The sequence below is a fragment of the Marinovum sp. genome (assembly GCF_034669705.1).
Taxonomy (GTDB): Bacteria; Pseudomonadota; Alphaproteobacteria; order Rhodobacterales; family Rhodobacteraceae; genus Marinovum.
In genome coordinates this window covers 1-11800 of the sequence record NZ_JAXMOR010000033.1, presented here as the reverse complement: position 1 = coordinate 11800, position 11800 = coordinate 1, and the positions used below count along the sequence as shown (strand labels likewise).

10 protein-coding genes are annotated in these 11800 nt (G+C 60.0%); 4 read left to right on the top strand and 6 right to left on the bottom strand.

Annotated features, from left to right (window positions below):
- Positions 1–205: 205 nt before the first annotated feature.
- The 4 genes from VOI27_RS18685 to VOI27_RS18670 form a co-directional block, all read right to left on the bottom strand.
- A complete protein-coding gene (locus tag VOI27_RS18685; protein WP_323767342.1) occupies positions 206–595 on the bottom strand; it encodes a carboxymuconolactone decarboxylase family protein in 390 nt (129 codons plus the stop codon).
- Positions 596–1027: 432 nt separating this feature from the next.
- Entirely contained in the window at positions 1028–1489 is a 462-nt protein-coding gene (locus VOI27_RS18680) for an alcohol dehydrogenase catalytic domain-containing protein (RefSeq protein ID WP_323767340.1), read from the bottom strand.
- 123 nt (positions 1490–1612) lie between these two features.
- On the bottom strand, positions 1613–2914 hold the full coding sequence (locus VOI27_RS18675) for a sugar ABC transporter substrate-binding protein (RefSeq protein ID WP_323767338.1): 1302 nt from the start codon (positions 2912–2914) through the stop codon (positions 1613–1615).
- A gap of 116 nt (positions 2915–3030) precedes the next feature.
- Positions 3031–4053 carry a LacI family DNA-binding transcriptional regulator gene (locus VOI27_RS18670; protein ID WP_323767336.1) on the bottom strand — a complete coding sequence of 341 codons (1023 nt, stop codon included), beginning with the start codon at positions 4051–4053 and terminating at the stop codon, positions 3031–3033.
- Positions 4054–4206: 153 nt separating this feature from the next.
- On the opposite strand from VOI27_RS18670, the gene VOI27_RS18665 reads away from it, so the two are divergent.
- From VOI27_RS18665 to VOI27_RS18650, 4 genes are all read left to right on the top strand, one after another.
- Positions 4207–5172 (top strand): sugar kinase, encoded by a 966-nt coding sequence (locus VOI27_RS18665; protein WP_323767334.1) that lies wholly within the window; start codon positions 4207–4209, stop codon positions 5170–5172.
- The gene (locus tag VOI27_RS18660) at positions 5169–6422 is read left to right on the top strand and encodes a class II D-tagatose-bisphosphate aldolase, non-catalytic subunit (protein WP_323767332.1); all 1254 of its coding nucleotides are present in this window, start codon (positions 5169–5171) and stop codon (positions 6420–6422) included. The genes VOI27_RS18665 and VOI27_RS18660 overlap by 4 nt, the downstream gene beginning before the upstream one ends.
- Before the next feature lie 491 nt (positions 6423–6913).
- Positions 6914–7816 carry a hypothetical protein gene (locus VOI27_RS18655; RefSeq protein ID WP_323767330.1) on the top strand — a complete coding sequence of 301 codons (903 nt, stop codon included), beginning with the start codon at positions 6914–6916 and terminating at the stop codon, positions 7814–7816.
- Between the two features lie 10 nt (positions 7817–7826).
- Positions 7827–8804 (top strand): hypothetical protein, encoded by a 978-nt coding sequence (locus tag VOI27_RS18650; RefSeq protein ID WP_323767328.1) that lies wholly within the window; start codon positions 7827–7829, stop codon positions 8802–8804.
- A gap of 774 nt (positions 8805–9578) precedes the next feature.
- On the opposite strand, the gene VOI27_RS18645 is transcribed toward VOI27_RS18650, so the two are convergent.
- On the bottom strand, positions 9579–10538 hold the full coding sequence (locus VOI27_RS18645; RefSeq protein WP_323767326.1) for an AAA family ATPase: 960 nt from the start codon (positions 10536–10538) through the stop codon (positions 9579–9581).
- Positions 10538–11599 (bottom strand): hypothetical protein, encoded by a 1062-nt coding sequence (locus VOI27_RS18640; RefSeq protein WP_323767324.1) that lies wholly within the window; start codon positions 11597–11599, stop codon positions 10538–10540. The genes VOI27_RS18645 and VOI27_RS18640 overlap by 1 nt, the downstream gene beginning before the upstream one ends.
- Between the last annotated feature and the right edge of the window lie 201 nt (positions 11600–11800).

Sequence of the window (11800 nt, the reverse complement as noted above, 5' to 3'; positions counted from 1 at the left end):
CTACACTGCGCAGCCTTTTGCGATACGAGGCGGCGTCATATTGCCGTCCCGGATATCACAGGCACGGCCGGCACAGAAAGATCTTGCCATGCCCCGGGCCGGATTTCAGCCTGGATCGGTGATCTACATCACAATGATCCGCGCCAGGCGCCGACTTTTCGAGCAAATGCGGCTCGTGCGGGCGACACTCAACGCCTGCGCCTGGTCACAACAGGTCGTTTTCCTCGAGCACCCGCCGCGCGACGCGAAAGCACTCCTGCGCCTGCGGCACGCCGCAATAGATGCCGACCACATGAATGATGGCGCGGATTTCTTCCTTGCTGACGCCATTGTTGATCGCGCCGCGGCAATGGATTTCCCATTCGGTCATCTTGCCCAATGCGCCGATCATCGACAGGTTCATCATCGAGCGCGTCTTGGCATCGATCACCTCGTCGCCCCATCCGAAGCCCCAGCACCAAGCGGTCATCGCCTCTTGGAACGGCCGGTTGAAATCATCGGCGGCATCGAGGTTCTTGGCCACATAGGCCTCTCCCAGCGTCGCCTTTCGCTGCGAGAGCCCCTTGAGAAACAGGTCTTCGTCAAAGCTGCTCATCCCGTGTCCTTCCGTCTTCTTTCGCGTCAACGCGGCAAGGGTATCCGATACGCACGCCGGCGCAACAGAGGGGGCGTCGACAGGTCTGACCCCGCAGACGGCGAGCTCGCCCGGCGCGGCAGGGCCATTCGCCCGTGGTTCTCTTTGGATAAGTTCTCGCGCAGGCCATCCGTTTCGGGTCCGCACCAAGCATGGCGACTGCAATATCGTATGATTTTGGGGTGTCGTCACCAGCTTGACCGCGAGCCTGCGGACTTGCACGAAGCCCCGATCGAGCCGCACTGAAAACGCGCAAGGCACTGTAGACACTATTTTTTCATTCCGAGACCGGCGATCCCTGAAGGATCACGCCCGCCGTCGACCTTCCGCCACCCCCTCGGCTGCGTTCGGCGATGGCACAAGAATAGGTTCATTTAACCAAACCGATCGGCGCTACGGTCCACCGTTCAGAACGCAGCCCATCGGCTCGGCCAGAGCCGCCATATCGAAGGGCATGTCGCCAATGGACACCAGATTTTCGGCCTTGACCGTGCTGTATTCGGCGAAGCCGCCGTTGGTCGACACGCCGTAAGCGCCCAGCGTTTCGCACAGGTTGGTCAGGCCCCGGCGGCAAGCGCGACAGGTGCCGCAGCTGAGGTTCGGGTCCACGACGACGCGGTCTCCGGCCTTGAAGCCTTTGACGTCTGCACCGACTTCTTCGACTGTGCCGGCGTATTCATGGCCGGGCACCAGCGGGAAATCCGCATTGCCATAGCCGCCGTGAAGGATCTCGATATCCGTGTGGCAGACGCCGCTGGCCTCGACCCGGATCAGCACCTCATCGGCAGCAGGTTTCGGAACGTCGATGTCGGAGAGGCCGACAGACCCAAGAGCGTCATAGACTACAGCTTTCATGGCCTGGATTTCCTTGGTTGAGGGTCCGGCCGCCGGGGGTTCCCGGCGGCCGTGGTGGTTTCGGAAGTGATATGGAATGGGGCCGACGTCATGCGGGGCCGGCCCCACCGCCTGGGAGGGTACTTAGTTGTAACCGGCGGCTTCCATCTCTTCGACCAGCAGATCTTGCGACTGGCTCAGAGCTTCTTCCGCGGATTTGGTGCCGGCAAGCGCTTCGGAGAAGTTCTGCCCCACCTGGCTGCCGAGACCCGCGAATTCCGGGATCGCCACGTACTGGATGCCGGTGTAGGGCACCGGATCGGCGGTGGCGTCAGACGGATCGGCCGCGAGGATCGACTCGAGCACCGTTTCGGCGAAGGGCGCCGCTTCGGTGTAGTTCGGGTTCGCATAGGTCGACTGACGCGTGCCCGGAGGCACCGCGACCCAGCCCTTGGCTTCGCCGACCATGTTCACATATTCCTCGCTGGTGGCCCAGGCCAGGAAGTCCTTGGCGGCGTCCTGTTTCTGCGAGCTTGCCGGGATGGCCAGCGACCAGGCCCAGAACCACGCATTGCCTTTTTCGGTTTCTGCGACCGGTGCGGCGGCGAAGCCCACCTTGTCGGCATATTCCGACTGGCTGGGGTCAAACACCCGGCCCGCGGCCGAGGTCGCGTCGATCCACATGGCGCATTTGCCCTGCTGGAACAGTGCCTGGTTCTCGTTGTAGCCGTTGCTCGACGCGCCCGGGGGGCCGTAGTTGTTCATCAGCTCGAGATAGTAGTTCAGCGCGTTCTCCCACGCCGGCTGATCCGCCTGGGGCACCCAGTTCTCGTCGAACCAGCGGCCGCCATGGGTGTTGATCAGCGTGCCGATGAAGGCCATGTTCTCGCCCCAGCCGGCCTTGCCGCGCAGGCAGATGCCGTTGACGTCGTTTTCACGATCGGTCAGCTTTTCGGCGAAGTCCATGATCTGTTCGTAGGTCGGCTGCTCGGGCATTTCCAGACCGGCCTCTTCGAACAGGTCGGTGCGGTACATGGTGAACGAGCTTTCCGCATAGAACGGCAGCGCATAGAGGGTGCCGTCGTGCGACAGGCCGGCCTTCACCGCGGGGATCAGGTCGTCGTAGTCATAGCCTTCGATGTCGCCGACCGGCACCAGCCAGTCGTTGGCGCCCCAGATCGGCGCTTCGTAAGAGCCGATGGTCATGATGTCGAACTGACCGCCGCCGCTGGCGATATCGGTCGTGACACGCGAGCGCAGCACGTTCTCCTCCAGGGTCACCCAGGCGATCGTGTTGCCGGTGTCTTCCTCCCACTTCGACGACAGCTCTTGCATGATGATCATGTCGCCGTTGTTCACGGTGGCGATGGTGATCTCTTCTGCAGTCGCGGCGGTGACCATCCCAAGGCCGGCAGCCGTGCCAAGCAGCATGTGTTTCACAGACATGTTGTCCTCCCTTTACATGTGTAAACATGTTGTCGGTGGAGGCGGCTTCAAAGTCAAGAAAAATGTCCGGCGCCTCCCGTGGAGGCGGCCATGTTCGACGCGGCATTTGCCTGTGTTCAGGCGGAGTCGCGCAGCCTTAACGCGGCGTCAAACAATTGGATTCCCGGCGTTTCCTCGGCGTCGGGCTTCGGATCGATCAGCGTCGAGAGCTTGTGGATCGCGGCCCGCCCGAGGGACTCGACATCCTGCGCCATGGTCGTCAGCGACGGTGTCATGAAGCGGCTGACCGGGTTGTCGTCATGGCCCGCGATGCGAATCGCGGCGCTGGATTTCCCGCCGCCCGGGAAAAGGCCATGGTTGTTTGCGGCCCGCAGCGCGCCGAAGGCCAGACGATCGTTGGCACAGAGGATCGTGCTGTCATCGAACCTGCCACGGCTGAAATGCGCCTCCATGATATTGAAGCCATACTCTTCGAATCGCCAGTCAGGCGCGACGCCGCTGGGATCGATGAGCAGGGGTTCGTGACCCAGGGCCTCCATCCTCTCTATATATGCGGTCTCGCGCTCATAGCTGTTGGAGTTCAGTTTCGGCATCCCGAGCAGGGCCGGCGGCGCACCGGTCCGACAGAGGTAATTTACAATAACACCAATGCTTTGCGCGTTATCCGTGCCGACGAAGTCGATCCCGGTCGTGGTGTCGGCGGGCCGCGAGTCGACAAAGACCAGGGGTACCTTGCGGGCAAGGCGTTCGAAGGCGTCGCCACCTTCGCGGCCCCCCAGCGGCGCTACGAGCACGCCATCGGGGCTCATCGACAGGACCTTTTCGGCGGCACGCGCTTCGAGTTCCGGGTCGCCGTGCGAGCCTTGCGTGATGATGGTAAAGCCGGCCTTGATCGCCTCAAGCTCGATCACGTCCAGCAGGCTGGTAAAGAACGGGTCGTTGAAATGCGGCAGGATCACCCCGATGACGCCGGTGGATTTGCGGTTCAGCCGGGTGAAGAAGAAGTTCGGGACATAATCGACCGTCTCGAGCGCCTGCTGGATCTTCTTGCGCGACACTGCGCTGACGCTCTCCGGATCCTGAAAGAACCGCGACAGCGTCGGACGTGAGACGCCGATCGCCGTCGACAGCTCCTTCATCGTGTTGATCCTGGGTTTCTTCATGTGGCCTCTCTTGATGTCGGCACCACCCCTAGCGGTGCGCCTGACCGCGTCAACTATGTCCTCTCCACCAAAGTATCTTGACATATGTAAAACACAGGCGCATCAAGCAGGCAAACGAAAGGTGGCGTCGTGCAACAGATAAGCTCCATTGCAACCGTCGGCGAAATTCTCGTCGAGTTCGTCTCTCACACCAAGGGCTGTGCGCTTGAGCGGATCGGTCCCTACTCGGGCCCGTTCCCCAGTGGCGCCCCCGCGATCTTCCTCGATCAGGCCGCGCGGATGGGGGCGAAAACCCAGATGTTCGGTGGCGTCGGCGACGACGGGTTCGGCCGCGCGGTGCTGACACGCCTGCGCGATGACGGCATCGACACCGACGGTGTGTCGGTGGTTGACGGCAAGAGCACGGGCACGGCCTTCGTCTCTTACTATGAGGACGGCAGCCGCGACTTCATCTTCCACCTCGCCAACACGGCGGCGGACACCTTCACCTTTGACCCTGCCAGCCTGAAGGGCGGGTCGGTGATGCTGCATGTCTCCGCGGCATCCCTTGGCAGCGCCCCGTTGCGCGCCGAGATCATGAAAGCCGTGCGCCATGTGCTGGAGACCGGCGGCAAGATCTGCTGCGATCCCAACGCGCGGCCGGAGTTGATGCGCGACACCGCGGCCAAGGATGCCCTGCAAGAGGTCGTGGCGCAGAGCCACATTCTGATGCCAAGCACCAGCGACCTCGGTTTCCTCTATCCCGATCTGGATGAAGAGGCCGCTGTGGAGAAAATGCTGCAAAGCAGTGCCGAGATCGTCGTCGTCAAGCGCGGCGCAGGCGGCTCCACCGTCATCGGCAACGGCGAACGTCACGATTTTACCGGCCACAGGGTCGACGAGATCGACCCCACCGGCGCCGGCGATTGCTTTTGCGGCACCTTCGTCTCGCTCGTCACCCTCGGCGCCTCGCTGGAAGAGGCAGGCCGGATGGCCAATGCCGCCGGCGCCCTCGCGGTGACGCGGCGCGGCCCGATGGAGGGCAATTCCACACCCGAAGACATCAAGGCGTTTCTCTCAGGACAGGACGCCCCGAACGCAGGAGTATCGTCATGATCGATATCAAATCGATGATCGAAGCCAATCGCAACGGAGAGGCCAAGGGCCTGCCCTGCTTCTGCACCGCCAACGAGCATGTCATTCGTGCGATCCTTCAGGACGCGGCCAGGACCGGCCTGCCCACTGTGATCGAGGCGACCTGCAACCAGGTGAACCAGGATGGCGGCTACACCGGCATGACCCCCGCGGACTATTTTTCCTGGATTGGCGAGATGGCGGCCGAGGCCGGCGTGCCGATGGACCAGATCATCATGGGCGGCGACCACCTCGGCCCCAACCCATGGCGCAAGGAAGCGGCGGATACCGCAATGGAGAAGGCCCGGGAACTGGTGCGGCTCTACGTGTCGGCAGGCTTTCGCAAGATCCACCTCGACGCCTCGATGCAGCTTGGCGGTGAACCGCCGCTCAGCTTTGCCCAGATCGCCGAACGCGCCGCCGATCTCTGCACCGTTGCCGAAGAACACGCGCCGGACCCGGACAAGCTGGTCTACATCATCGGCACCGAGGTCCCGATCCCCGGCGGCGAAACCAAAGAGCCCGATGCGCTTGACGTGACCTCCGTGCCCCGCTTCAAGGACACGATCGAGACCCACCGCGAGGCCTTTGCCAAGCGCGGCCTCGACGCCGCCTGGTCGCGCATCGTCTCGGTCGTCACCCAACCGGGCGTTGATTTCGGCCACACCTCGGTCTTCACCTTCGATCCGGCGCCCGCAAAGCCACTGGCCGAGGCCATCCTGACGGAACCGGCCATCAGCTATGAGGCCCATTCGACCGATTACCAGCCCACAGAGGCTTTGGCACAACTGGTCGAAAACCACTTCTTCTTTCTGAAAGTCGGGCCCGAACTGACCTTCCGCTTCCGCGAGGCCGTCTTTGCCTTGGCCGAGATCGAAGCCCAGATTGCGCCCGAAAAACCCTCCGGCCTCAAGAGCATCGTCAAGCGCCGCATGGCCGAGAACGACGGCTACTGGCGCGACTACTACCACGGCTCCGAGAGTGAAACCGCGCTTTTGCGGATCTTCAGCTACAGCGATCGCATTCGGTACTACTGGACCGATCCGGAGATTGCCGAGGCGCTCGACACGCTCATTGCGAACCTCAAGGGTGCCGAGGTCTCCGAGACCATCGTCTCGCAATACTTCACCGGTCTGGAGTTTGGCGGCATGCCGACCGACCCGGATGCGCTCATCTCAGGCCATGTGCAGCGCTGCGTCCAGCGGTACAACGAAGCGGCGGGATTGGTGTAGCCTGGAGAGTACGGCCCGCCTTGGGAGAGTTCCTTCGCCAGAACAGTACCGAGCTCGGTCCTCGCCGTGTTATTGTCATTGCGGTTGGAGTTCGCAAATGCATCGAAAGGCCGGTCCGGTGAAGCTGATCACCCTCTGACAGTCTGGCTGCACCGGATGTCGACAGCCAGCCCAAACGTGACCTTCGCCTCGAGGCGCCTTGCCGGGCCAAGCGGACCTTCACCTTGGAGCCGCTTTCCGTTTAAGGAGCGAGTTGAAGCAGGCTTGGGATTTCGGTGAATGAAGGACCGCTGCTTTTCTGCGGTTTTATCTTGTTGCTTTATATGGAGGTTTGAAGCATTTGGGGTCATGTCGGCCCGGAAAGGGTGTTCGTGATGATCCAGAAGAACTAACTTTGAAAGCTCATGTACGATTGATACGAATTCTATAAAAGAGGTGCCAAGGAGCCAGCTTTCGACAAAGCAGTCATCTCATCAAGCACGTACCTCGCTATGCGAGGCCTTAAGGAGCCGAACCCCATTCTCGCTGGGCCCACCTCCAAGCAGATTGCGGACTTCGTCAAGCAAGAGGAGGACCAGGATAGTATCGTCCGGCTGAGCAACGGCAAGCAGGCTTGCCTAGCCTTCCGCAGCTTCCGTCTTGGCAACGTCGTTGAGATATCGCAAGAGATTGCCAATATGATCTGCGGCGCAGACTTCCCAGACGCGTCTGGACTGCTCGCGCGATGCCTGTTGGAGGCGATGCGCAACGCTGTCACCCACGGTGCCCCCGAGTCCGACGACTTTTCCGCGACACTATTCGTTATCAGGACACAGTACTTCGTCTCAGTGTCCATCGAAGGCGACGGCTGCGGCCTAGCGGCAACGATCTCGGATTTATTTGAAGATGTTGAGGCGCGAAGAATTCCCGTTCTGGACAACGCAAATGTGGACCAGCGCGAAATGTTTTTGGAATCTCCGGATCGCACCGCCCTACGTCTACTGGTCCCTTTCGGCGGCTCCTCCAGTGCGGCTAGAGGTGATCGTGACGGCGGTGCAAACCGCGGGACCGGGCTATCCGTGCTTCGGCATGCATCGGTGGCATTCACCATTCAGTCCGGTACTGCGGGGCTGTTTTCAAGGCGTACCGAGTCCGATGGTTCCCCCAATTACTACCAGGAAGTACTAACTTCACGGAAATCGCTTAGCCTATTCAACGTGCCGCGGAGTCGTCAGCACAATGGCGTCCGTATTGAGTTCATGGTGAATTTGAAGATGCTTTCAGAATTTATCGGAACTGTTGATCGCTACATCAGTACTCTTGACGAGCCTATGATCGGGAGAGTCCGCGACCGCTTCGGCAACGCGATTGTGCGGCGTGTTGGCCTCTTAGTACCTAGGGCCCGAAACTGGTGAGGGACCCGGCATGAAGCAGTCTCCCGCACAGAACGCGGATGGCCTCACGACGTCCGTGCGCACTCTTCGGAGGGTACTCCCAGCTCGGGCCGCGGCCGTCGGCGTTCGGTTGGCATTGGAAGCATGGCGATGGTGCTACCCCCTGCCGAAGGAGGACGCACCGTGGGAAGAATGGAAGGCGCCGATTAGGCCAGGTTGGCTGACTTTCTCACGCAACGGCCAGCGGGATCTTGATGGGCTTCCTAAAGAAAAGCTGCCGATCGTTTATAATTGTAACTTCCGCGAACAGGGCGCAAAGGGTGCCGACCCGGGTGATCAGACCGGGCTGCACCTCACGCTGGACTTGTGTGACATCCTAAGGGAAGTGGACGATGGGCGGGTCGTCGTAGTTATGGGGGCCGTTGCGGGCGGGATCGCTTCCTCGGACCCTAAGTTCCGCGGGCATGACAGGCTGGTGTTCGAAAACGAGCTTCCGAGCCTCGTCTTCGCTCTGACGGCTACCCTTGGCGTTCTGCTGCTACTGCTTTCCTGGGTGGTTCTAAAGGGGGTTGATGGCGGGTTGCTGGATGCGGCCCTCGGCGCCTCTGCCGCCGCCCTGGGCATTGTCTTCTCGATGTTCCTTACTAAGAGTGTCGAGGACAGAATACTCGATGGGATCGCCATGAGCGCGCGGCTCCATGCCGTGGAGCAAGCGATGGGCACGACGCCCGAACTCGTCGCGGTCGAGCAATTTTTGGAACTATCTTTCAAGGGTTCAGACGGGCCGGATTGTGGTCATCCAGTATCGGGAACGGTGTCGTCCGAGAAGCGGGAGACCGTCATTGCGCGGGCGTACCAGATCGTCAACTTCGCCCACGAGTTCGAAGCGCAGATTTCGGGTAGCGACGCCGGAATGCGCTTTGTGAAGATTGCAAGGAGAGTGGATGGTTTGCTCAAGCTGGCTAGCCAGCCGGACCTGGGCGACGGGACCGGCGATGAAGACTCTTGAAATGCGCCTTTATAGCACGTCACCGTGGAATGAATGGCCCATTCCATCGGGGCCGCGCCTGCGGCTTGGAATGGAACAGATGGTGGGTCTAGGCCCATATTAGAGGCTTGAAGCGACCGTTGACTCGCCCCGCCCATTAGTAATTTTAGGTTCGGTGAGGCCGATGGTTGCGGTCGCGTGAACGGCAACTATCAGACATTTAACCCAGTAGTGCGATGTCCACTACCTGCGTTCCGCCGCCGCTGATGTGACCCGGGGCAACACATGAGGCAGCTTGGCTTTCCGAGGGTCAGCTTTCCGGCAAAAGACCAGGGAATTTCGCACCGGCAGCATCTTTGGCACGACACCCCTTGTCTACAACCGCTTCGGGCTGACAGCACTCATTCGCTAAAGCTTGCATAAGTTTCCAAATTGAGTGCTCATACCAGTGGGTCGCCCCCCTCGAAAAACGGCGGGCCACACCGGTTAGCCAAACGGCAGCATTTCCGACGCCCCACGGATTGTGCACAAATCCTCGATCTGGCTGCACGAAACTACCGCAAGTCCATGCAAGGCAAGTACTGTTGCCAACTAACCGAAAGCGTGCGCACCTCCTGAAATTGGCGATTCGGGGCGTTCTAAGTTATTGCTTTCAATGCATTAAACTGACTCACTTTCCGGCGCCGGGAAAAGGGTGCGCACTGACATCAAAACCATGCGCACCGGCCCAGTAGACCGGACAAAGAAAAAGGCCCGCCGAAGCGAGCCTGAATTCACATTGCCGATGCCGAGTTGCTAAGTGCGACTGACAAGTTCCATCATCCGGGCGTGATCGAACCCGTCGCGATACTCCGACATGCTGAATGGGGAGTATCCGGGAGGTGCCGAATAAATCTGTGCATAGGCATGTTCGAAATGGTCTTTAGTGCAGACCTCGTCTCCATTCTGCTGGCCATGGGTCAAGGCCTCGATCAGCATTTCGATGACAAGTCCCCAACGGTTGCAGCAGGAGAAGGCAAGCCGCTCAAAAAAATCCTTCGTTGCGAGCGGGTCGAAATCCAATCCAGCCTTTTCGGCGTAGGTGAAAGTCAGTTGTAGCATCTCATCCACATCGCGTTGCTTTCCCATGTCGATGTTTTCAAAGCGGACGGTCCTGAGGAGGAATGCAAGTTGCTCCTCCCGGGCGATGTGCTGCGCCAGGCTCGGAACACCAGACAAGATGAGCATCAGCGGCCAGCGGGATTCTTTCAGCAGGATCTTGAAGCTGTCGAGTATCTGCTGGTTGGTTTGGTCACCCTTTTCGACGAAGACGTGCTGGCATTCGTCAAAGTGGATACCAACTACCCCTTGCAGTTCGGCGTATTTGATGACCTTTTCCCAGATCTCGGCTTGGGTCCGGCGCCCTTTAAGAGGGTAGCCGAGCAGGCCGAGAATCTTTACGCCCAGATCTTTCCAAGTGACCTTGCCCGAAAGTATGCAGTGAAGGATCTTGGCCGGACGCCCGTCGGGCATGATAACGGTGCCATCGTTGAACTTCTCTCGAAGCCGCTGAATTTCCCGGGACTTGCCCTGACGGGATTCCACGATGACCATGATGCCTCGCGCCTCGAAGGGTTGGCCGGATTTCGCCTTCGCATAATAGTCAGTCGTGCACCAGGTCATTGCTTCGAACAGTTCCTTACCCCTTGGGAACGGAAAGTGCGCTGATTTAAGGGGTGCGGTGACCTCGGCCACGGATTGGTTTACAAAGTTCATTAGTTGAGCCCTTTCAGGTTTCTGGGGCGCCCCAATTTCACATCGTTTTCAGAAGTCGCCTTGCGCTTGCGGGGCTTGGCCTTCGCCGTCCCTGGAACAACGGACGCAGGACCGCTGTCCGCTTGCTCCGAACCAATGGGGTTGGAAACCGCCTCCTCCGGAATAGGGGCCTGATTGGATGACTGCTCCGCCGCGTTTTCGCCGCCCAGTTCGAAAAGCCCCTCGGTGATATTGAGCTGCGTGATGTTCCCAGGCCGCGTGGTGCCTGGCAGCCCCGGCGCAGACACCACGCGGGACCCGGCAAAGACCGCTTTTGCTTTCGCCCGGCACTCTTCGATGGTCGAATAGCTCCGCGGCAGATTGTGCTCGATTTCGAGAGCGTGGATCAGAGCGTAGCGATGCTTGCGAGACCGCATAATCTGGTCATCATGGAACTCTGTCGCGGCCGGATCTTCCCTGCGCAATTCTGCCATCAGATTGAGCACACCGGGAAGCGTCATGTCGGCGAATGCCGTTGTCTGGAGTTCGAGCTCGACGCTTGTTTGGACGCCAGGAATAACTGCCGTGGCGAAGTTCAGGTCGTCCGGATCTACAAAAACCTGTATCTTCCCCTCGCGCCCCTCCCGCGAAATCTGGAACTCGTCAGAATTGAACCAAATCCCTCCGAATACGCGCACACCTTCATCAGTCGGTGTGACATTTTCCTCCCAGCCGAGGCTCAGGCGCCGTTGGTTCGGATCGATCAACCCAATTTGCCCCCGGGTTCGGTTAAGTAAGTCATAGACCTCCCGCGGGCGTCGACCGAGCATATCTGCTCCGTGGTGCCGGGTGGACGGATACTCGTCGATGAAGTATCTCGTCACGATGCCATAAAGCTGCTCTTTGGTAATCACCCCATTTTTCAAGGCGTCATATCCGGGTAGATCGCCGGGCCCGCTTCCGGTGTAACCAGGAAGCATTTGGAAGACCTGGCCCTGCAACGTGCCGAAGAGGCGTTCGACGTAGGACTTGTCCGTCGCCTCGAAGGTCCGTCCAATGGTGTTGATGCTGCCAAGTTGCATCAGGGCACTGATAGTGGTGGTGTTCCTTAGGCCAGGGCCATTGTCGTTTTTCACGTGCATAAGGCCGACCGCCGCAGCTGGCTCACCGCTGCACCCGTAAAGTGTCAATCGGCAGGCAATCTTGACCCCCTATCGGCATTCAAAAATGACCCCCTGGATCGCTCGGGTAGCTGGCCCGATGCGGTGTAGCCCTCACACAGC

What these genes read in the sequence shown, in the direction of transcription:
- VOI27_RS18645 (WP_323767326.1), bottom strand. Translation starts at nt 10,538, where the DNA reads ATGAACTTTGTAAACCAATCCGTGGCCGAGGTCACCGCACCCCTTAAA.
- VOI27_RS18640 (WP_323767324.1), bottom strand. Translation starts at nt 11,599, where the DNA reads ATGCAACTTGGCAGCATCAACACCATTGGACGGACCTTCGAGGCGACG.
- VOI27_RS18685 (WP_323767342.1), bottom strand. Translation starts at nt 595, where the DNA reads ATGAGCAGCTTTGACGAAGACCTGTTTCTCAAGGGGCTCTCGCAGCGA.
- VOI27_RS18650 (WP_323767328.1), top strand. Translation starts at nt 7,827, where the DNA reads ATGAAGCAGTCTCCCGCACAGAACGCGGATGGCCTCACGACGTCCGTG.
- VOI27_RS18660 (WP_323767332.1), top strand. Translation starts at nt 5,169, where the DNA reads ATGATCGATATCAAATCGATGATCGAAGCCAATCGCAACGGAGAGGCC.
- VOI27_RS18675 (WP_323767338.1), bottom strand. Translation starts at nt 2,914, where the DNA reads ATGTCTGTGAAACACATGCTGCTTGGCACGGCTGCCGGCCTTGGGATG.
- VOI27_RS18670 (WP_323767336.1), bottom strand. Translation starts at nt 4,053, where the DNA reads ATGAAGGAGCTGTCGACGGCGATCGGCGTCTCACGTCCGACGCTGTCG.
- VOI27_RS18655 (WP_323767330.1), top strand. Translation starts at nt 6,914, where the DNA reads ATGCGAGGCCTTAAGGAGCCGAACCCCATTCTCGCTGGGCCCACCTCC.
- VOI27_RS18680 (WP_323767340.1), bottom strand. Translation starts at nt 1,489, where the DNA reads ATGAAAGCTGTAGTCTATGACGCTCTTGGGTCTGTCGGCCTCTCCGAC.